The following is a 20,422-nucleotide window of genomic DNA, read 5'->3' on the forward strand; positions in this document are numbered from 1 at the left end:
TTTTTTTGCATAGCATATTGACCCTCACGTAACGTAAGGCTCCAGAGTGGTGGCACTGGCAAAGTAAAAAGGAGCAGTTATGTTGATTCAGGTGGGTGAGCTGGCGAAACGAGCCGGTATCACCGTGCGGACATTGCATCACTACGAGCAAACAGGGCTGTTGCTGCCTTCTGCCAGAAGCGCGGCAGGTTACCGGCTTTACAACCTGGCGGATGTCCAGCGTCTGCACATGATCCAGGCGCTGGCAAAAGCGGGGCTGGAACTTGCTGAAATCAGGGATTTTCTGGAAAAGGAGTCGCTGTCGTTGACCGAGCTACTCGATGCGCAAATCACGCTGCTGGATAAACAGCTGCGCAGCATACACACGCTGCGCGACCGGCTGGTGGAGCTGCGTACCGGGCTTACCGACGATGCGACGCCGGATCTGGAGTCCTGGCTACAGACTCTGGAGTTAATGAATATGTACGATCGCTGGTTTAGCAAAGAAGAGTTACAGCAGCTGCCGTTTGCGGTGCAAAAGGATGCGCTGGCGGCTATCTGGTCAGGGCTGGTGGCAGAGGCAAACGCGCTGCTGGAACAGGATACACCCGTAACTGACTCGCGGGCGATGGATCTGGCAACGCGCTGGATGGAACGCCTGGAGCAGGACACGGCGGGCAAGCCGGAGTTTCTCACCCGCCTGAACGAGATGCACAGCGTGGAGCCTCAAATGCGCGAGCAGACCGGCATCACGCCGGAGATGACCGATTACATCACGCGGGCGTTTGCGGAATCTAAGCTCAGCATCTGGGAGAAGTATCTCACTGCCGAAGAGATGGCCTTTACCCGGGTGCACTACTTTGACCGCATGATGGAGTGGCCGCCGCTGGTGGCGAAACTGCACCAGGCGCAGCGGGAAAATCGCGATCCTGCCTCGGAGGAGGCGCAAAAGCTGGCGGAAAACTGGCTGGCGTTGTTCCAGTCGTACGCAGGAACAAACCCTGAGACTCAGCAAAAGTTTCGCACAGCCATGCAGCAGGATCCGCATCTGATGAAAGGCACGTGGATGACGCCTGCCGTGCTGGGATGGCTCCAGCAGGCGATCGGGGTGATGATGCAGAGACGTTTCTCTGCATCGGGTAACTCACAGATCCGCTAACGCGGCTTCGCGGTTAGGGTAGAAGGAGAGTCGGCCAGGGATTGGCTGTACGCCCGCGCGCGCCATGGTCCGCAGGGGCTGGAATTCCAGGTTGCTCACCCGCAGCTCGCAGCCTTCCGGCAGACGTGCAACAAAGCGCTGGAAGGCATCCAGACCGCCAGCATCCAGCACCGGAACGGCATCCCACTTCAGTACCACAATTCGTTTGCCTGCGATGCGGGACTCCAGGTCGCTGAACAGACCTTCCGCCGCGGCGAAGAACAGCGGGCCAATCACGCGCAGAACCAGCACATCGTCAGGCACCTCAACGTTAACCGGTGAGAGGCGCGTCATCTGCGCGATGCGGCGCATAAACAGCAGGGAAGCGAGCACGATCCCGACGCTGATGGCGATAACCATATCGAACAGCACGGTCAGCGACATGCAGATCAGCATCACGATGATGTCGTCTTTCGGCGCGCGACGCAGAAGATTGACCACCTTATGCGCCTCGCTCATGTTCCAGGCCACCATTAGCAGCAGGGCGGCCATGGCGGAAAGCGGCAGCCATGAGAGCAGCGGAGCAAGGATCAGCAGCGCCAGAATCACCAGCAGGGAGTGGATAACCGCCGAAACGGGTGACGTTGCCCCCGCGCGTACGTTGGCCGCAGAACGGGCGATGGCAGCCGTTGCGGTAATACCGCCAAAGAACGGTGCGATGAGGTTGCCTAAGCCCTGACCGACCAGTTCACTGTTGGCTTTGTGCTTGGTGCCGGTCATGCCGTCGAGCACCACGGCGCAGAGGAGAGATTCAATCGCCCCAAGCATCGCCATCGAGAACGCGGCGGGCAGCAGGGCGCGCAGCGAATCCCAGCTCAGTGTGAAAGTGGAGCCCGGCATGTCCCACGGCAGCACCAGCTGCGGCAACAGCTGCGGAATGCCGCTACCCTGCGAACCGTCCGCCAGAACATAGTGGAACTGCGAGCCGATAGTCGCGACATGGCCGCCGAACATATTGACGATAGCCATCACCGCGCAGCCCAGCAGCAGCGCGGGCAGATGGCCCGGCAGGCGAATACCGAGGCGAGGCCAGACGATCAGCGTCCCGAGCGTGACAATCCCGATGGCGGCGTCGCCCAGGTTGGCCGTCGGCAGCGCCATAAACAGCGCCCCCACTTTTTGCAGGTAGTGTTCCGGTACGTGTGGCATCTGCAGGCCGAGGAAATCCTTGATCTGCATGGTTCCGATGGTAATCCCAATCCCCGAGGTGAACCCGAGCGTGACGGAAAGGGGAATATATTCAATCAGGCGTCCAAACCGGGCCAGACCGAACAGAATTAAAAAGAGGCCGGACATCAGGGTGGCAACCAGCAGGCCTGCCAGACCAAACTGTTGTGAAACCGGGTAGAGGATCACCACGAAGGCGGCGGTCGGGCCGGAGACGCTGAAGCGCGAGCCACCCGTCAGGGCAATAACTATCCCGGCAACGGCCGAGGTGTACAGACCGTACTGTGGCGCAACGCCGCTGCCAATGGCCAGCGCCATCGCCAGCGGGATGGCAATAATGCCGACGGTGATCCCGGCAATCAGGTCACGGATAAAGCGTGACGAAGTGTACTTTTCTTTCCAGCAGGCGTCGATGAGGGCGCGAAAGGGCAGAACATGTGAGGAGGCTACGTTTTTCACAATTATCTATCATCCGTATGCGCATCATCTGTCATGTGAATGGCAGGTGAAGGAGGCATTAATCATACAAATAAAACCCAGAGACAAAAAAACCCGCCGCAGCGGGTTTTTTGGCCGTGTTCGATTAGTGTTCGAACATTGCAGAGATGGATTCTTCGTTGCTGATACGACGAATCGCTTCGGCCAGCATCCCGGACAGGGTCAGGGTACGCACGTTTGGCAGTGCCTTGATCTCGTCGCTCAGTGGGATGGTATCGCATACCACAACTTCGTCAATGACGGAGTTGCGCAGGTTGTTCACGGCATTACCGGAGAAGATCGGGTGAGTCGCGTAAGCGAACACACGCTTGGCACCACGCTCTTTCAGCGCTTCAGCGGCTTTACACAGCGTACCGCCGGTATCGATCATGTCGTCAACCAGCACGCAGTCGCGGCCAGCCACGTCACCGATGATATGCATCACCTGAGAAACGTTAGCGCGCGGACGACGCTTGTCGATGATGGCCATGTCGGTATCGTTCAGCAGCTTAGCGATAGCACGGGCACGTACCACGCCGCCGATGTCCGGAGAAACCACGATTGGGTTGTCCAGGTTCAGCTGCAGCATGTCTTCCAGCAGGATTGGGCTGCCGAATACGTTATCAACCGGGACGTCGAAGAAGCCCTGGATCTGCTCGGCGTGCAGGTCAACGGTCAGGACGCGGTCAACGCCGACGCTGGACAGGAAGTCAGCGACAACTTTAGCGGTAATTGGCACACGCGCGGAACGGACGCGACGGTCCTGGCGGGCATAACCAAAGTAAGGGATTACAGCAGTGATACGGCCTGCGGAAGCGCGACGCAGGGCGTCGACCATAACAACCAGTTCCATCAGGTTGTCGTTCGTTGGAGCACAGGTGGACTGGATGATGAAAATATCACCACCGCGTACATTTTCGTTAATTTGTACGCTGACTTCGCCGTCGCTAAAGCGACCTACAGCGGCGTCGCCGAGGGAAGTGTACAGGCGGTTGGCAATACGTTGTGCTAGTTCCGGGGTGGCGTTACCAGCAAAAAGCTTCATATCAGGCACGAGAAGAACCTCAGGCATGCGTCCAGTGGTGGATAGCGTTCGCCGTAAACTGTGCGGGCCAGGCAAAGGCTATCCAGGCGGTGTATTAAAGAGCGCGATGCAACGTCTGGAACAGGGTGACGTTGTCACCGAAACTCAGTCTGCGCCAGAATGGCCTGCTGTAGGGGGGAGGTGTTCATCCCACGTGCTACAAAACCATGCAGCCAATCCGGCGCTTGCTCAAGCACCTGACGAGCGGCGGATTCGGTGTCAAATTCAGCAAAGACACAGGCCCCTGTACCAGTCAGGCGCGACGGCGCGTATTCTAACAGCCAGGAAAGCACCGCATCAACCTCGCGAAAACGTTTTCTTGCGATATCCTCGCAATCGTTGCTGAATTCACAATTTAATAACGTTTCTATTGACCGAATCGGGGTATTTCTTTTCAGGTCAGGATCTTTAAAGATGACCGGAGTCGGAATGCTCACGCCGGGGTGGGCAACCAGATACCATTTTTCCGGCGGGTTGACCGGGGAGAGGATCTCACCCACGCCCTCGGCAAAGGCCGCGTGGCCGCGAACAAACACAGGGACATCAGCGCCCAGCGTTAAGCCCAAACCAGCCAGTTCATCCGTCGATAGCCCGCAGCCCCAGAGGTGGTTCAGCGCAACCAGCACGGTGGCGGCGTTGGATGATCCCCCGCCGAGACCACCGCCCATCGGCAGACGCTTCTCGATGCGGATATCCGCCCCGCTTCCCGCCGGCAGACGGCCCGATTCCGCAGCGGCTTTCATCAGCAGGCGCGCGGCGCGGACGATCAGGTTGTCCTCATGCGCCACGCCGTCGACCGGCGTCAGCAGGCAAATCTGCCCATCCTGACGCGGCTCGATGGCAATCGTGTCGCCATAGTCAATAAACTGAAACAGCGTCTGCAGGGTGTGATACCCGTCAGCACGCTGGCCGGTGATGTATAAAAACAGGTTCAGTTTTGCCGGAGAAGGCCAGTGGGTCATCATTTAACGATCCAGTTGTCCATTTTCAGCTTGATGCGCTGGCTGCCCTGGGTCAGCTCCATGTTCGATGGCAGCGACGGTTTACTCTTGCTGTCATAGGCGCTGTACACTACTTTCCAGGTTTTGCCGTTCTGGGTGTAGTTGACCTGGCTCAGACGGTATTGGTCGTCAAGCGTATAGTCGGTCGCTTCTCCCGGCAGGCCGAGGATCCACTGGCGCAGGCTGTTCAGCGGAATAGGCATCCCGGTCAGCTTGCCAATCATCTCTTCGGCATCGGTCGCCGTGTAGTGCTGGCCTTTGTTATCGGTGATCTGCGCTTCGCCCGGTTTGGCGACAAGCTCCAGCTCGGTGCTGCCAAGCGGGTTCAGCAGCAGCAGGCGATAGTTGTCCTGCCCCGTTTGCTGCCAGAAGAAGCGGGCATAAACCTTTTGTTCGTCAGAGAGATACGCGAAGGCACCGCGCGTCTGGTACTGCTTCAGGTTAAGGACGTCCTGCTGGTGCTGACGCCACTGCGGTGAATCAGGGCTCTTGCCCGGGCCTTTTGGTTGGGTGACAGTACAGGCGGTCAGAACCAGTGCCGCCAGCGGCAGCAGGCGAATCAGTCGGGTCATAATGAGGACAAATCCTTGAGATACGTTGCAGTTATAACTGTTAATGCTAGCGTCCCGCAGTGCTACCGTCTACGTTCAAATTATCTCAAAGCGTTGAGTAACCTATTACTCCGAAAGGAGGCGGTCTCTTTTATTGATCTCGCGCATCCTGTATGATGCGTCCTGCTAACCTTATTAACGCTGGTACTACTCCCGCTCAACATGACCCTATTAGCACTCGGCATCAACCACAAAACGGCCCCGGTTTCGCTGCGAGAACGCGTTACGTTTTCGCCGGATACGCTTGACCTGGCGCTGGACAGCCTGCTTGCCCAGCCGATGGTGCAGGGGGGCGTGGTGCTCTCGACGTGCAACCGTACCGAGCTGTATTTAAGCGTGGAAGAGCAGGATAACCTGCACGACGCGCTGATCCGCTGGCTATGCGACTACCACAATCTCAACGAAGACGAACTGCGTAACAGCCTGTACTGGCATCAGGACAACGATGCGGTCAGCCATCTGATGCGCGTCGCCAGCGGGCTGGATTCGCTGGTGCTCGGCGAGCCGCAGATTCTGGGGCAGGTGAAAAAAGCGTTTGCGGATTCGCAAAAAGGGCATCTCAAGGCCAGCGAGCTGGAGCGCATGTTCCAGAAGTCGTTCTCCGTGGCGAAGCGTGTGCGAACCGAAACCGACATTGGCGCCAGTGCGGTTTCTGTTGCTTTCGCAGCCTGTACCCTTGCACGTCAAATCTTTGAATCCCTTTCCACCGTCACCGTGATGCTGGTAGGCGCGGGCGAAACCATCGAGCTTGTGGCGCGCCATCTGCGCGAACATAAAGTGAAAAAGATGATTATCGCGAACCGCACCCGCGAACGCGCGCAGGTGCTGGCGGACGAAGTGGGTGCCGAGGTGGTTGCCCTGAGCGATATCGATGAACGTCTGAAAGAGGCGGACATTATTATCAGCTCTACCGCCAGCCCGCTGCCGATCATCGGTAAAGGGATGGTGGAGCGTGCGCTGAAATCCCGCCGTAATCAGCCAATGCTGCTGGTGGATATCGCCGTTCCGCGCGATGTTGAGCCAGAGGTTGGCAAGCTGGCTAACGCCTACCTTTACAGCGTGGATGACCTGCAAAGCATCATTTCGCACAACCTCGCCCAGCGTAAAGCGGCGGCGGTGCAGGCGGAAACCATTGTTGAGCAGGAAACCAGCGAATTTATGGCCTGGCTGCGCGCGCAAAGCGTCAGCGAGACCATCCGCGAGTACCGCGGGCAGGCGGAGCAGGTGCGTGATGACCTGACTGCCAAAGCGTTAGCGGCCCTTGAACAGGGCGGCGACGCGCAGGCTATTATGCAGGATCTGGCGTGGAAGCTGACCAACCGCCTGATCCATGCACCAACCAAATCTCTTCAACAGGCTGCCCGTGACGGGGATGATGAACGCCTGACTATTCTGCGCAACAGCCTCGGGCTGGAATAGCGCCCTATACCCATTTTCTAAGACAAGGTGCACTTACGCCTATGAAGCCTTCTATCGTCGCTAAACTGGAAGCTCTGCACGAGCGCCATGAAGAAGTACAGGCGCTGCTCGGCGATGCCGGGACCATCGCGGACCAGGAACGTTTTCGCGCGCTTTCGCGTGAATATGCGCAGTTGAGTGATGTATCAAAATGCTTTACCGACTGGCGACAGGTTCAGGAAGACATTGAAACCGCGCAGATGATGCTCGACGATCCTGAGATGCGCGAGATGGCGCAGGAAGAATTGCAGGATGCAAAAGCCCGTTCCGAAGAGATGGAGCAGCAGCTTCAGGTGCTGCTCCTGCCGAAAGATCCGGACGACGAGCGTAACGCGTTTGTGGAAGTGCGCGCCGGTACCGGCGGTGACGAAGCGGCGCTGTTTGCCGGGGATCTGTTCCGCATGTACAGCCGCTACGCCGAATCGCGCCGCTGGCGCGTGGAAATCATGAGCGCCAACGAAGGCGAACACGGTGGCTACAAAGAGGTTATCGCTAAGATCAGCGGCGACGGCGTTTACGGCCGTCTGAAGTTTGAATCCGGCGGTCACCGCGTGCAGCGCGTGCCGGCTACGGAATCTCAGGGCCGCATTCACACCTCCGCCTGTACGGTGGCGGTGATGCCGGAGCTGCCGGAGGCGGAACTGCCGGATATCAACCCGGCGGATCTGCGCATTGACACCTTCCGCTCCTCCGGCGCGGGCGGTCAGCACGTTAACACCACCGACTCCGCCATCCGTATTACCCACCTGCCGACCGGCATCGTGGTGGAGTGTCAGGACGAACGTTCGCAGCACAAAAACAAAGCCAAAGCGTTGTCCGTGCTGGGCGCGCGCATCCACGCGGCGGAAATGGCGAAGCGTCAGCAGGCGGAAGCCTCTACGCGTCGTAACCTGCTGGGCAGCGGCGATCGCAGCGACCGTAACCGCACCTACAACTTCCCGCAGGGCCGCGTGACCGACCACCGCATCAACCTGACCCTGTACCGTCTGGACGAGGTGATGGAAGGGAAGCTGGATATGCTGATTGAGCCTATCGTGCAGGAATACCAGGCCGACCAGCTGGCGGCGCTGTCCGAGCAGGAATAATGGATTTTCAGCGCTGGTTACGCGAGGCGGCCGGGGAGCTTTCCGAAAGCGAAAGCCCGAAGCGCGACGCCGAAATATTGCTGGAACATGTGACGGGTAAAGCCCGCACGTACCTGCTGGCTTTTGGTGAGACGCTGCTGACCGCCGAGCAGGAAGCACGGCTCGCCGCGCTGCTTGCCCGCCGTAAAAACGGCGAGCCGGTGGCGCACCTTGTCGGTGAGCGCGAGTTCTGGTCGCTACCGCTTTACGTCTCGGCGGCGACGCTGATCCCGCGTCCGGACACCGAGTGTCTGGTGGAGCAGGCGCTGGCGCGTTTACCCGCAGCGGCCTGCAGCATTCTCGATCTCGGTACTGGCACCGGTGCCATCGCGCTGGCGCTGGCCACCGAGCGGTCCGACTGCGAAGTGACGGCAGTGGATGTGATGCCCGACGCGGTGGCGCTGGCGCAGCGTAACGTTGAGCGTCTCGGGCTCGGCAACGTAACGGTGATGCAAAGCAGCTGGTTTGCCGCGCTGGAGAACCGCTCATTTGCGATGATTGTCAGCAATCCTCCTTACATTGACGAACATGACCCGCACCTTGCGCAGGGAGACGTTCGCTTCGAACCGCTGACGGCGCTCGTGGCCACCAATGCGGGATTAGCCGATCTTGATCACATTGTGACAACGTCACGGGAACATTTGCTTCCCGGCGGCTGGCTGCTCGTGGAGCATGGCTGGACGCAGGGAGAATCCGTGCGGGAACTGTTTACCCAGGCAGGCTACGCCGCTGTCGAAACCTGCCGCGACTACGGCGGCAACGAACGCCTGACGCTGGGACAGTGGTCTTGAGTTCCGGGTATCTGCCATTTACTGATAAAGGCGTAAGGCTGACTGAAAGGCAGTTTGGCGTTATCATCTACATCGTTTTGAGTTTTATCGCGCCTGAGCGTCGTTGTTCGCTCAGTCGTTACTGGGGTAAGTCATGAGGTCCTTAGCCGATTTCGAATTTAATAAAGTGCCGCTTTGCGATGGCATGATCCTGATTTCGGAGATGATACGCGACGATTTTACGTCGCAGTACGTCTACGATGAGCTGGAGAATCTGGTCAGCCTGGCGCGTGAAGAGATCAATCAGGCGCGCCCGCAGGACTGGCAATTAGAGAAGCTTCTGGAGCTTTTCTACGGCGAATGGGGTTTCTGCGACACGCGTGGCGTGTATCGCCTGTCTGACGCATTATGGCTGGACCAGGTCTTAAAAAATCGTCAGGGCAGCGCCGTTGCGCTGGGCTCTATTTTGCTGTGGGTTGCGCACCGCCTGGATATTCCGCTGGTGCCGGTCATTTTCCCGACGCAGATGATCCTGCGCGCGGAGTGGCTGGACGGTGAGATGTGGCTCATTAATCCGTTTAACGGCGACACGCTGGATGAGCATACGCTGGACGTCTGGCTGAAGGGCAACATCAGCCCGGTGGCCGAGCTCTTTAACGAAGATCTCGACGAAGCCGACAACGCCGAAGTCATTCGCAAGCTGCTGGATACGCTGAAGTCAGCGCTGATGGAAGAGCGTCAGATGGAGCTGGCCCTGCGTGCCAGTGAAGTGCTGCTGCAGTTTAATCCGGAAGATCCGTACGAAATACGCGACCGCGGGCTTATCTATGCCCAGCTCGACTGCGAGCACGTGGCGCTGAACGATCTGAGCTATTTCGTCGAGCAGTGCCCGGAAGATCCGATTAGCGAAATGATTCGCGCGCAGATCAACGCGATCTCGCACAAACAAATTACACTGCATTAATCTTAATTCCGATTCACACCTGAATAAGGCGATCCTATGAAACAAAAAGTGGTTAGCATTGGTGATATCAAGGTAGCAAACGACCTGCCGTTCGTGCTGTTTGGCGGTATGAACGTGCTGGAATCCCGCGATCTCGCCATGCGTATCTGCGAGCACTACGTGACCGTCACCCAGAAGCTGGGCATTCCGTACGTGTTTAAAGCCTCTTTTGACAAAGCCAACCGCTCCTCCATCAACTCTTACCGCGGCCCGGGCCTGGAAGAGGGGATGAAAATTTTCCAGGAGCTGAAGCAGACGTTTGGCGTGAAAGTGATCACCGACGTGCATGAGTCCTGGCAGGCGCAGCCTGTGGCAGACGTGGTAGACGTGATTCAGCTCCCGGCGTTCCTGGCGCGCCAGACCGACCTGGTTGCCGCGATGGCGAAAACCGGTGCCGTGATCAACGTGAAAAAACCGCAGTTCGTGAGCCCTGGCCAGATGGGTAACATCGTTGATAAGTTTATCGAAGGCGGTAACGACAAGATTATTCTGTGCGACCGTGGCGCTAACTTCGGTTACGACAACCTGGTTGTGGACATGCTGGGCTTCAGCGTGATGAAGAACGTCTCTAACCAGTCGCCGGTGATCTTCGACGTGACCCACGCGCTGCAGTGCCGTGACCCGTTTGGTGCAGCCTCTGGCGGCCGTCGTGCCCAGGTGACCGAGCTGGCGCGCGCCGGTATGGCGACCGGCCTGGCAGGTCTGTTCATTGAAGCGCACCCGGATCCGGCTAATGCGAAGTGCGATGGTCCTTCCGCGCTGCCGCTGGATAAGCTGGAGCCGTTCCTGAAGCAGATCAAAGCGATTGACGATCTGGTGAAGAGCTTCGACGAGCTGGATACCAGCAACTAATAAAAAAACCCGCTTCGGCGGGTTTTTTTATATTTACTCCCTCTCCCTGTGGGAGAGGGTTGGGGTGAGGGCATCAGGCCGCACCGGATCAATCTCACGCAAAGATCGTCATCAAATACGCTACAAACAGCGCCATATGCGCCGCGCCGTTCAGCACGTTAGTGCGGCCGGTGGAGAATGAAATCTGGCACAGCAGCAGCGAGGCCACCATCACAATCATCTCCGGCGCGCCCAGCGCAAACTGCAGATCGTTACCCGTCATAAAGGCAATCAGCGTCACCACCGGTACGGTGAGGGAAATGGTCGCCAGCACGGATCCGAAGAACAGGTTCATTGCGCGCTGTACCTGATTGTTCAGCACCGCCTTCAGCGCGCCCAGCCCCTCAGGGGACAGGATCAGCAGCGCCACCAGGAAACCGGTAAAGGCCACCGGGGCGTTCAGCTCGGTTAACAGCGTCTCCAGCGGGTTGGCGTTCATCTTGGTGACCGCGATAACCGCTATCAGATGCACGATCAGCCAAACCGTGTGCCACGCGCTGCTGTGGGCCGACGGTTTGCCGTGGTGCGGGTCATCATCGTCGCTGTCATCTTCATGTTCGTAAACAAACAGGCTCTGGTGCGTTTTGGTCTGAATGAGCAGGAACACGCCGTACATGGCCGCGGAAATCAGCGCGACCAGCAGCGCCTGGCCGGTGGAGAAGTTTGCACCCGGCAGCGCCATTGGGAAGACCAGCACGATAATAGCCAGCGGGAAGAGGGCGATCAGATACTGTTTAATGCCGAAAAGATTCATGTACTGGGTCGCGAATTTGCGTCCGCCCAGTAACAGAGAGAAGCCCACCAGGCCACCCGTCACAATCATAATGATGGAGTAGAGCGTATCGCGCATCAGCGTCGGGGCGGCATCGCCGGTTGCCATCAGCGCGGAAATCAGGCTGACTTCGAGAATAACGACGGAAAGGCTGAGAATTAACGAGCCGTACGGCTCGCCCAGGCGGTGGGCTAATACGTCCGCATGGCGAACGACGCTAAACGCGCTGGTTAAAATGCCCACCAGTGCAAGAATATTGATACCAACCACCACTGGCAGTGACTGACTGCTTCCCCAGAAGAGCAGCACAGCCAGTGCCAGAACCGGGAAAATGAGAGACGTCTCCTTGTGGCGGGTTTTTACCGCCTCGTGTGTTGCTGTCATGTGCTTCTCCATCAATGCAGGTGCTTGTAATTATAGATAGATTTCGAGGGCATTAAATTAACAGAAATCTATTAAATCCCCTTTATTTTTTACTTAATTTTACCCTTTATCTTATTTTTCATGTTTAACGCCTATAATAATGCATTTCTTTTAAATAAATATTAAATAACAATAAATTATGAATTTCATTTGTTCATTATTTTCTGCCGGGTGGCACACAGACGTATCGTCGTCCACACTTAACTCTTTAGGCAAAAGAGAGGTTAGTGATGCCATATAAAACGAAACGCGAATTACCCGATAACGTGAAAAACGTCCTGCCCGAACACGCGCAGGATATCTACAAAGAAGCGTTTAACAGCGCCTGGGATCAGTACAAAGATAAAGACGATCGGCGGGATGATGCCAGCCGGGAAGAGACGGCGCACAAGGTCGCCTGGGCCGCAGTAAAACATGACTATGAGAAAGGAGACGATGATAAATGGCATAAAAAGAAATAGCCGTGAAATTATTCGCTGCCTTCATTTTGACTTTACAGGCGGTTGAACTTCCGTTGTATTGCAACTGGTCCGCTAATTGCTTATCGTAATTTGACTGCTGGCAAAATGACCAGCAACAGAATGCCGGGAAGGCGAATTACAGATGTCGCAAGGAAGCATGCAGTGGCGGAGGTGTAAAGTGTTAACGCGTGATTTCTTAATGAAGGCAGATTGTAAGACGGCATTTGGTGCTATTGAGGAATCGCTTCTCTGGTCAGCTGAACAACGTGCGGCGTCGCTCGCTGCCACGCTTGCCTGCCGCCCGGATGATGGCCCGGTATGGATTTTTGGCTACGGTTCACTGATGTGGAACCCGGCCCTTGAGTTTGTTGAATCGGCAACCGGCACGCTGCCTGGATGGCACCGCGCGTTTTGCCTGCGCCTGACGGCCGGACGCGGCAGCGCCTGTCAGCCAGGGCGCATGCTTGCACTGAAAGAGGGCGGACGCACCACCGGCGTCGCGTATCGCCTTCCGGATGCCACGCTCGAAGAGGAGCTGACGCTGCTCTGGAAGCGCGAGATGATCACCGGCTGCTATATGCCGAGCTGGTGCAAGCTGGAGCTTGACGACGGACGCACCGTTAACGCGCTGGTGTTTATTATGGATCCACGCCATCCGCTGTATGAAGCGGACACCCGCACGCAGGTGATTGCCCCGTTAATCGCCGCCGCCAGCGGGCCGCTGGGCACCAACGCGCAGTATCTCTTCTCCCTCGATCAGGAGCTGACCCGCCTCGGCATGCAGGACGATTGTCTGAATGAGCTGGTGGTAAAGGTGAAGGCGCTGCTGGAAGGGAACCCGCTCAACGGTACGCTGCGACCGGGTTTTGCCTGAGAATACGCCCGGCGAGCCGGGCGTTTAAATTACGCTGCCACGTAACTGACCGAATGCTCCAGCGACTGGCTGTGGCTGTCGATAAGAACATCCCACGTGCCGGTATACGGCACGGTTAGCCAGGCCTTGTCATCCTGCACGGTCAGAATATCCGCCTGGGATTGCTTCTGTGCTTTCGCGCTCATCAGATGAATACGACAGCGCTCTGAGCAACGCACCACTACCGTATCCCCGCCAAACAGTTTCAAACTTGTTTTCACCAGTGCCATTTTTTTACCCCGTCGATTTTGCCCATCCCGAGCGTGATGTTGTTCACAAAATACTCATTGCATAACACCAAAGCGGGGAGCGAGGGATGCTGATTTTGATCAAAAAATGGCATAACGTTTAAACAAAAATGACAAAATTCCTGAAACCTTTCAGCTGACGCGCGTTTACCCTGTTTAACGCGCGCCTGAAGAAAATTAAATGCGGAAATGGCCGGCGGTTTCAGCAAGGTCGCCCGCCTGGCTTTGCAGTGCGCTGGCGGCCGCGGCGGACTGCACCACCAGCTCGGCGTTCTGCTGCACCATTCTGTCGAGATGGGTCACCGCATGGTTGATCTCGTGAATGCCTTTCATCTGCTCGCTGGTGGCAATCGAGATCTCGCGCATGATGCCGGAGACGCTGCCGATGCTGGAGCGGATCTCATCCATGCTTTCCCCGGCCAGATGCACGTAGCGCGAGCCGGTGGCCACGCTGTCGGTGGTGGAGTCGATAAGCGATTTGATCTCTTTCGCCGCCTGGGCGCTGCGGCTGGCGAGGTTCCGCACTTCACCGGCGACCACGGCGAACCCGCGGCCCTGCTCACCGGCACGCGCCGCCTCGACGGAGGCGTTCAGCGCCAGAATGTTGGTCTGGAAGGCGATGCCGTCGATCACGCTGGTGATATCGCCAATCTTAGCGGACGCCACTTCGATGGACTGCATGGTGCTGATGGCCTGCGAGACCACTTCGCCGCCGCGCGCTGCGGCCGCAGAGGCCTTGCTGGCCTGGTCGTTGGCTTCTGCTGCCGATTCATTCGACTGGGTGACGGAGGCGGTGATCTCCTCCACGGCGCTGGCGGTTTCGCGAAGGCTGGACGCCGCCTGCTCGGTACGGCCTGAAAGATCCTGGTTACCTGCCGCAATCTCCTGCGCGGCGTTTTTCACCGAGGCGCTGGCGTCGCGGAGCTGAACCATCACCACCGAGAGCTTATCGCTGAAGGCGTTAAACGCCTGCGCAATTTGCGCCACTTCATCATCGCCGCTGTCCGGCAGGCGCTGGGACAGATCGTTGGTGCCGTTGGCAATGTTGTGCATTGCGTCGCGAATGTCGGACAGGCGCTTCAGCAACCGGGCAATCAGGACGTGAACAATGGCGCCGCTCAGGAGTGCGAGGATCACCAGGGAAATCGCCGACGCTTTCAGCAGGGAACGCATGCCGGAGGTGGCATCGCTGCTGTCGAGGGCGACCACCAGGAGCCAGTTCGTGCCCGGCACGGCTGAGGCGATAAAGGTTTTTTCCTCGTCATTCAGCGTTCCGTCGACCGGGTTACCGCTCTTCAGCGCCGCAAGGTCGATGCCTTTGATCGTCTCGGCAAACGGCTTCAGCGTCAGGGCCGGCTCGTTGGCGGCAATCACCGTGCCGTCGCTGTTCAGGAGCAACCCGCTGCTGGCAGGCGTAGGGTGGATCCCGCGCACGTTCGCCACCACGCTATCCATGGCGACATCGCCCGCCACCACCGCTTTCAGAGCGCCATTCTCCTTCACCGGCACGGCAAAGGTTACCACCAGCTTCCCGGTTCCGGCATCAACGTAGGGGGCCGTTACAACCGGGCCGTCCGTGCTCACCACCTGCTGATACCAGGGACGAACGGTTGGGTCATAATCCGCCGGGACGCCTGTCGGGTCGGAGAATTTCGCCGTCTTGCTGGCGTAGCCCACGTAAACGTTGGTGAAGCCGCCCGCCTGGGCAAGCTGCTTAAACACCGGAACCGGATCGTCAGCCAGCGCGATGCTCTGCGCGGAGGCAATCACCGTCATTTTGCTTTTGACCCAGTCGGCAATCGCCATGTTGTGGCTGGCGCTGGTGCTGGCCAGAATATCGCGCTGGGACTGCTGGTTATCCTGGCGCGTGACCTGGAAGTTAATTACGGTATTGAGAAGAAGGGCGACGACGAGGCAGCCTGTCGTCGCGGCGATAATGCGTGCGCGAATGGATCTGAACATAAGTGAAATACCTGCTGTGTTGTTTCCATGCCTATCGGCAACCCCGCAGGTAAACTTGATGCTGAAACCGCGTCCATAAGAAAATAATATTTTTACGGGTTTATTATTAAAAAGTTAATACTTTATCCGCGGCCAGCGTCCATTCGGCGAGTTCAACCAGCGTACCGATTTCAACGCCATCGATCAGCGGCAGCCCGGTAATGCCGCGCCCGTCGGTGCAGGTCTTACAGAGGTTTACCGGCACGTCCTGCGCGGTCAGGATCTCCAGCATCTGCTGGATGTTGTAGCCTTCCGCCGGTTTTTGACCCTTCAGCCCGGCGGTCACGGCATCGGACATTAAAAATATCCGCAGTGCCAGGTCGCTCTCTTTTTCGCGTAGTGCGATTGCCAGACGCAGGCTGTTGAAAAGGGATTCGCTGCCGTAGGCCGCACCGTTGGCGACGATCACAATCTTCTGCATGTTGACTCCTGTTCTTATAAAGGCACGAATATTGCTTAATTCCACGGAGTTTCGCTGTCCGGGAGAGTAAGCATGACATTAATGGCCGGCATTTCGCCAGGTGCAACCGAATGGCTCCAGCGCGCAAGGCGGATGCGCCGGGAGCAACTCAGCAGGCTGGCGCAGCTGAACGTGCTGGTGCACGGCATTAGCCAGCTGGTGCACATGCTCCAGTGCGAGCGCGGTGCATCCAACGTCTGGCTCTGCTCACAGGGTAAGCTCTATGCGCCTGAATGCAAAGCCAGCCGGGCGCTGGTGGACGAAAACCTTGCTGCACTGAACGACATCCTTGAAAAACAGTCCGTCTTTCCGGGGAGCGCCGTTTGCGAACGTATCGGCAATGCGCTTCTCACGCTGGAGACGCTTCCCGCACTGCGCGACGGTGTAAATCGGCAAACGCTGACGGCGCCGCAGGCAATGGAGCACTACTCCCGCATGCTGCGCCGCCTGCTCAGTATCGTACCGCAGCTTAATGACAGCATTGACGACCCGCAAATCGCAGGCCGTTTCGTCGCACTTTATAGCCTGATGCAGGGGAAAGAGCTGGCGGGACAAGAGCGGGCCCTGGGGGCGATTGGCTTCACGCAGGGCTTTTTCGATGATGTCACCCGCCAGCGGCTGGTTGACCGCATTGACGGGCAGCAGGCCTGCTTTGAGATCTTTCTCTCCCACAGCCAGGCCGACGTGCAGACTACGTTTTCCCTTAACTGTCAGCCCGATCGCGAAACGGAGCAACTCCGGCGCGTGGCCTGTACCCGCCAGCCCGCCGCAGACAATGGCCATACCGCGCTCGCCTGGTTTGCGCTGCAAACGGCGCGGCTGGAGCATCTGCGCGCGCTGGAGGAGACGATCATCGCCGATCTGATGGTCGCGGTGGATGAGCGTATTCAGCGCGACGAGGCGTACCCGCCCCATGGGGATGAACAGGACGATCCGCTGGCCCACTACCCGGATAAACCGCTGCTGACCCTGGTTCGCCAGCAGGCGCGGGAGATAGAGCAGCTTTCCCGCCAGCTCGCGTCGCTGCGCGATACGCTTGAGGAGCGCAAAACCATTGATAAAGCCAAAAGCGTGCTAATGACCCACCAGAACATGAGTGAAGAACAGGCCTGGACGACGCTGCGCAAAATGGCAATGGACAAGAACCAGCGCATGGTCGATATCGCCCGCGCGCTGCTTACGGTAAAAAGCGTGTGGCAGGTAACTCCAAAGGAGTAGCTGCACAATCAGCGGGCATTTAATGCCTGATTGAGGTGCGTAAACGCGGGCAAAACCCGGCTTCAGGGCCTGAAACGGGGTCTTCAAACCTGGCACTGGCTTTGCATTATTCAGTTAACCATTTTTGACGGTGCGCCAACGGCGGTGCATCAGTCTTCGGGATAAAGGCGTCCAGCGGTGCTTCGGCACGGCGGGCGCTTTTTTTTGGCTTTTTTTCGGGAGCGGTTATGGCGGATTTGTCGAGACGGCGATTTTTGCAGGCCAGCATGCTGGCGAGTGGCGCAGCGCTGTTACCGGGTGTTATGCAGGCTGCCTGGGCGGCTGGCTCAGATAAACCGGAACAGGAGACGGTGCGCGTCGGGTTTATTCCGCTGACCGACTGCGCGCCGGTGGTTATCGCAGCCCTGAAGGGCTTTGATAAAAAATACGGTATCACCCTCGTTCCCACCAAAGAGGCGAGCTGGGCGGCGGTGCGCGACAAGCTGGTGGCGGGAGAACTGGACGCCGCACACATTCTTTACGGTCTGCTGTACGGGCTGGAGCTGGGCATCGCCGGCAAGCCGCAGCAGATGGCGAACCTGATGACGCTCAATCAGAACGGCCAGGCCATCACGCTTTCAAGCGATCTGGCGGAGAAGGGCGTTCGCGACCTCGACGGGCTGAAAACGCTGATCGGGCAGCAGGCGCCGGGAACCTACACCTTCGCGCACACCTTCCCGACCGGGACGCACGCCATGTGGCTCTACTACTGGCTGGCCAGCGCGGGCATTAACCCCTTTGACGACGTGCGCACGGTGGTGGTGCCGCCGCCGCAGATGGTGATGAACATGCGCATTGGCAACATGGTGGGCTTCTGCGTCGGCGAGCCCTGGAACGCGCGGGCGATTAACGACCGTATCGGCTTTACCGCCGCCACGTCGCAGTCCATCTGGGCCGACCATCCGGAAAAAATCCTCGGCACGCGCCGCGACTGGGTGGAGAAAAATCCGCACACCGCCCGGGCGCTGGTGAGCGCGGTGCTGGAGGCCGCGCGCTGGATCGAGGCGTCTCCGGAAAACAAACGTGAAACCGCGCAGATCCTCTCCCGCCGGGCGTGGCTCAACTGCAAGGAACAGTATCTCACCGGGCGCATGCTCGGCGAGTACGACAACGGACTGGGCCAGCGCTGGGAGGACGCGCACCCGATCCGCTTCTTCAACGAGGGAGCCGTCAGCTACCCGTATCTCTCCGACGGCATGTGGTTCTTAACCCAGTTCCGCCGCTGGGGCTTGCTCAAAGCCGAGCCGGACTATGCGGGCATCGCGCAGCGCATTAACCAGACCGCGGTCTGGCAGGATGCCGCCACCGCCGTCGGCGGCATGTCCACGCCGTCATCGCCGTACCGCAGCAGCACGCTGATGGACGGCACCGTCTGGAACGGCACCGATCCGGAAGGGTACGCCAGCCGTTTCGCCATTCACCGTAAAGGGGCCTGATTATGCCGCATCTGCAAAACACGAAACCACAAGAGACGACAGAGAGCGGGGAAGTGATTGTCCTGCCTCCGGTACAGGTTCGCCGCCGCACGCCCGCGTTTGCGCGCCGGATGAACGATTTTTTCCAGCGCGTTATCCCGGCGCTGCTCGGCCTCGGGCTGCTGGTGGTGCTCTGGCAGCTGGCGGCGATAAACAGTAAAGGTTTTCCGACGCCGCTCAGCACGCTCGATTCCGCCATTACCCTGTTTGCCGATCCGTTTTATCGCGACGGGCCTAACGATATGGGCATTGGCTGGAACGTGCTTGCCTCACTGCAGCGCGTCGCCATCGGCTTTGGCCTGGCGGCGCTGGCGGGTATCCCGCTGGGCTTTTTGATTGGCCGCTTCACCTTTTTCGCGCGCATGTTTAACCCGCTGATTGCGCTTCTGCGCCCGGTCAGCCCGCTGGCCTGGCTGCCCATCGGCCTGCTGCTGTTCCAGAAGGCGGAGCCCGCGTCGAGCTGGACCATTTTTATCTGCTCCATCTGGCCGATGGTCATCAACACCGCCGAAGGCGTGCGCCGCATTCCGCAGGACTACCTCAACGTCGCCCGCGTATTGCAGCTTTCCGAGTGGACCATCATGCGCCGCATCCTCTTCCCGGCGGTGCTGCCCGCGGTGCTGACCGGGGTGCGCCTCTCCATCGGCATCGCCTGGCTGGTGATTGTCGCCGCCGAGATGCTCACCGGGGGGCTGGGCATCGGCTTCTGGATCTGGAACGAGTGGAACAACCTCAACGTCGAAAACATTCTCATCGCCATCGTCATCATCGGCGTGGTCGGGCTGCTGCTGGAGCAGGGGCTGATGCTGATCGCCCGTCGCTTTAGCTGGCAGGAAAAATAAGGAGCGAACATGAAACCATTAATTCAGGTCCAGGCCGTGAGCCAGCGTTTTTCCACCGCCAGCGGCGAATTTCTGGCGCTGCAAAACGTCTCTTTTGATATCCACGAGGGCGAAACCGTGAGCCTTATCGGCCACTCCGGCTGCGGCAAGTCGACGCTGCTTAACCTCATCGCCGGCATTACGCTGCCGACGGAAGGCGGGCTGATTTGCGACAACCGCGAAATCGCCGGCCCGGGGCCCGAGCGCGCGGTGGTGTTCCAGAACCATTCGCTGCTGCCGTGGCTGACCTGCTTCGACAACGTGGCCCTGGCGGTGGATCAGGTGTTCCGTCACACCATGAACAAGGCCGAGCGCAAAGAGTGGATTGAGCACAACCTCGACCGCGTGCAGATGGGCCACGCGTTGCACAAGCGTCCGGGGGAGATCTCCGGCGGCATGAAGCAGCGCGTCGGCATCGCCCGCGCGCTGGCGATGAAGCCAAAAGTGCTGCTGATGGATGAACCGTTCGGCGCGCTGGATGCGCTGACTCGCGCCCATCTTCAGGACTCGGTGATGCAGATCCAGCAGGCGCTGAACACCACCATCGTGCTCATTACCCACGACGTGGACGAGGCGGTGCTGCTTTCCGATCGCGTGCTGATGATGACCAACGGCCCGGCGGCCACCGTCGGGGAGATCCTCCGCGTTGACCTGCCGCGCCCGCGCAACCGGGTGCAGCTGGCGGACGATAGCCGCTATCACCACATGCGTCAGCAGATCCTCCATTTCCTCTACGAAAAACAGCCGAAAGCGGCGTAACGAGGGGGC

20 protein-coding genes and 1 pseudogene are annotated in these 20,422 nt (G+C 58.6%); 13 read left to right on the forward strand and 8 right to left on the reverse strand.

The window, feature by feature from the left end; genetic code table 11:
• Nucleotides 1-79: 79 nt before the first annotated feature.
• On the forward strand, nucleotides 80-1,138 hold the full coding sequence (locus OSH03_RS21325; protein WP_266180040.1) for a MerR family transcriptional regulator: 1,059 nt from the start codon (nucleotides 80-82) through the stop codon (nucleotides 1,136-1,138).
• Here the strand turns inward: OSH03_RS21325 and dauA are convergent.
• The 4 genes from dauA to lolB all read right to left on the reverse strand — a co-directional run bounded on the left by dauA (nucleotide 1,124) and on the right by lolB (nucleotide 5,478).
• Nucleotides 1,124-2,803, reverse strand: coding sequence for a C4-dicarboxylic acid transporter DauA (gene dauA / locus OSH03_RS21330; protein WP_266180041.1), 1,680 nt, complete (start codon nucleotides 2,801-2,803; stop codon nucleotides 1,124-1,126). The genes OSH03_RS21325 and dauA overlap by 15 nt on opposite strands.
• Nucleotides 2,804-2,927: 124 nt before the next feature.
• Entirely contained in the window at nucleotides 2,928-3,875 is a 948-nt protein-coding gene (gene prs, locus OSH03_RS21335; RefSeq protein WP_003856663.1) for a ribose-phosphate diphosphokinase, read from the reverse strand.
• A 125-nt stretch (nucleotides 3,876-4,000) separates the two neighbouring features.
• Nucleotides 4,001-4,870, reverse strand: coding sequence for a 4-(cytidine 5'-diphospho)-2-C-methyl-D-erythritol kinase (gene ispE, locus OSH03_RS21340; RefSeq protein WP_266180042.1), 870 nt, complete (start codon nucleotides 4,868-4,870; stop codon nucleotides 4,001-4,003).
• The gene (lolB, locus tag OSH03_RS21345) at nucleotides 4,867-5,478 is read right to left on the reverse strand and encodes a lipoprotein insertase outer membrane protein LolB (RefSeq protein ID WP_266180043.1); all 612 of its coding nucleotides are present in this window, start codon (nucleotides 5,476-5,478) and stop codon (nucleotides 4,867-4,869) included. The genes ispE and lolB overlap by 4 nt, the downstream gene beginning before the upstream one ends.
• Nucleotides 5,479-5,679: 201 nt before the next feature.
• Here lolB and hemA point away from each other — a divergent pair, with 201 nt between their 5' ends.
• From hemA to kdsA, 6 genes and pseudogenes are all read left to right on the forward strand, one after another.
• Nucleotides 5,680-6,936: a glutamyl-tRNA reductase gene (gene hemA, locus OSH03_RS21350; protein ID WP_021240361.1), complete on the forward strand. Its 1,257-nt coding sequence runs from the start codon at nucleotides 5,680-5,682 to the stop codon at nucleotides 6,934-6,936.
• 41 nt (nucleotides 6,937-6,977) lie between these two features.
• Nucleotides 6,978-8,060 (forward strand): peptide chain release factor 1, encoded by a 1,083-nt coding sequence (gene prfA, locus OSH03_RS21355; protein ID WP_021240360.1) that lies wholly within the window; start codon nucleotides 6,978-6,980, stop codon nucleotides 8,058-8,060.
• On the forward strand, nucleotides 8,060-8,890 hold the full coding sequence (prmC, locus tag OSH03_RS21360; RefSeq protein ID WP_266180044.1) for a peptide chain release factor N(5)-glutamine methyltransferase: 831 nt from the start codon (nucleotides 8,060-8,062) through the stop codon (nucleotides 8,888-8,890). The genes prfA and prmC overlap by 1 nt, the downstream gene beginning before the upstream one ends.
• Nucleotides 8,891-8,898: 8 nt before the next feature.
• A pseudogene (locus OSH03_RS22235) lies at nucleotides 8,899-8,994 on the forward strand (siroheme synthase); the annotation flags it as partial.
• Nucleotides 8,995-9,023: 29 nt separating this feature from the next.
• Entirely contained in the window at nucleotides 9,024-9,833 is an 810-nt protein-coding gene (sirB1, locus tag OSH03_RS21365; RefSeq protein WP_028013460.1) for an invasion regulator SirB1, read from the forward strand.
• Nucleotides 9,834-9,869: 36 nt separating this feature from the next.
• Complete coding sequence (gene kdsA, locus OSH03_RS21370) at nucleotides 9,870-10,724, forward strand: 3-deoxy-8-phosphooctulonate synthase (protein WP_028013459.1); 855 nt, start codon at nucleotides 9,870-9,872, stop codon at nucleotides 10,722-10,724.
• A 94-nt stretch (nucleotides 10,725-10,818) separates the two neighbouring features.
• On the opposite strand, the gene chaA is transcribed toward kdsA, so the two are convergent.
• Nucleotides 10,819-11,919, reverse strand: coding sequence for a sodium-potassium/proton antiporter ChaA (chaA, locus tag OSH03_RS21375; protein ID WP_061097959.1), 1,101 nt, complete (start codon nucleotides 11,917-11,919; stop codon nucleotides 10,819-10,821).
• 269 nt (nucleotides 11,920-12,188) lie between these two features.
• On the opposite strand from chaA, the gene chaB reads away from it, so the two are divergent.
• Nucleotides 12,189-12,419 (forward strand): putative cation transport regulator ChaB, encoded by a 231-nt coding sequence (chaB, locus tag OSH03_RS21380; protein ID WP_014884191.1) that lies wholly within the window; start codon nucleotides 12,189-12,191, stop codon nucleotides 12,417-12,419.
• A gap of 178 nt (nucleotides 12,420-12,597) precedes the next feature.
• Nucleotides 12,598-13,293 (forward strand): gamma-glutamylcyclotransferase, encoded by a 696-nt coding sequence (locus tag OSH03_RS21385; protein ID WP_061097960.1) that lies wholly within the window; start codon nucleotides 12,598-12,600, stop codon nucleotides 13,291-13,293.
• A 29-nt stretch (nucleotides 13,294-13,322) separates the two neighbouring features.
• On the opposite strand, the gene OSH03_RS21390 is transcribed toward OSH03_RS21385, so the two are convergent.
• From OSH03_RS21390 to OSH03_RS21400, 3 genes are all read right to left on the reverse strand, one after another.
• The gene (locus OSH03_RS21390; protein WP_013096243.1) at nucleotides 13,323-13,562 is read right to left on the reverse strand and encodes a DUF1883 domain-containing protein; all 240 of its coding nucleotides are present in this window, start codon (nucleotides 13,560-13,562) and stop codon (nucleotides 13,323-13,325) included.
• Between the two features lie 195 nt (nucleotides 13,563-13,757).
• The gene (locus OSH03_RS21395) at nucleotides 13,758-15,542 is read right to left on the reverse strand and encodes a methyl-accepting chemotaxis protein (protein ID WP_266180045.1); all 1,785 of its coding nucleotides are present in this window, start codon (nucleotides 15,540-15,542) and stop codon (nucleotides 13,758-13,760) included.
• Nucleotides 15,543-15,648: 106 nt separating this feature from the next.
• Nucleotides 15,649-16,002: a DsrE/DsrF/TusD sulfur relay family protein gene (locus tag OSH03_RS21400; protein WP_266180046.1), complete on the reverse strand. Its 354-nt coding sequence runs from the start codon at nucleotides 16,000-16,002 to the stop codon at nucleotides 15,649-15,651.
• A 72-nt stretch (nucleotides 16,003-16,074) separates the two neighbouring features.
• On the opposite strand from OSH03_RS21400, the gene nasR reads away from it, so the two are divergent.
• The 4 genes from nasR to OSH03_RS21420 all read left to right on the forward strand — a co-directional run bounded on the left by nasR (nucleotide 16,075) and on the right by OSH03_RS21420 (nucleotide 20,413).
• Nucleotides 16,075-17,259 carry a nitrate regulatory protein NasR gene (gene nasR / locus OSH03_RS21405; RefSeq protein ID WP_266180047.1) on the forward strand — a complete coding sequence of 395 codons (1,185 nt, stop codon included), beginning with the start codon at nucleotides 16,075-16,077 and terminating at the stop codon, nucleotides 17,257-17,259.
• A 227-nt stretch (nucleotides 17,260-17,486) separates the two neighbouring features.
• Nucleotides 17,487-18,734: a CmpA/NrtA family ABC transporter substrate-binding protein gene (locus OSH03_RS21410; protein ID WP_266180048.1), complete on the forward strand. Its 1,248-nt coding sequence runs from the start codon at nucleotides 17,487-17,489 to the stop codon at nucleotides 18,732-18,734.
• Nucleotides 18,735-18,736: 2 nt separating this feature from the next.
• The gene (gene ntrB, locus OSH03_RS21415; protein ID WP_266180049.1) at nucleotides 18,737-19,615 is read left to right on the forward strand and encodes a nitrate ABC transporter permease; all 879 of its coding nucleotides are present in this window, start codon (nucleotides 18,737-18,739) and stop codon (nucleotides 19,613-19,615) included.
• Between the two features lie 9 nt (nucleotides 19,616-19,624).
• Nucleotides 19,625-20,413 carry an ABC transporter ATP-binding protein gene (locus OSH03_RS21420; RefSeq protein WP_253542348.1) on the forward strand — a complete coding sequence of 263 codons (789 nt, stop codon included), beginning with the start codon at nucleotides 19,625-19,627 and terminating at the stop codon, nucleotides 20,411-20,413.
• Nucleotides 20,414-20,422: the final 9 nt, after the last annotated feature.

Source organism: Enterobacter nematophilus (genome assembly GCF_026344075.1).
Classification (GTDB): Bacteria; Pseudomonadota; Gammaproteobacteria; order Enterobacterales; family Enterobacteriaceae; genus Enterobacter; species Enterobacter nematophilus.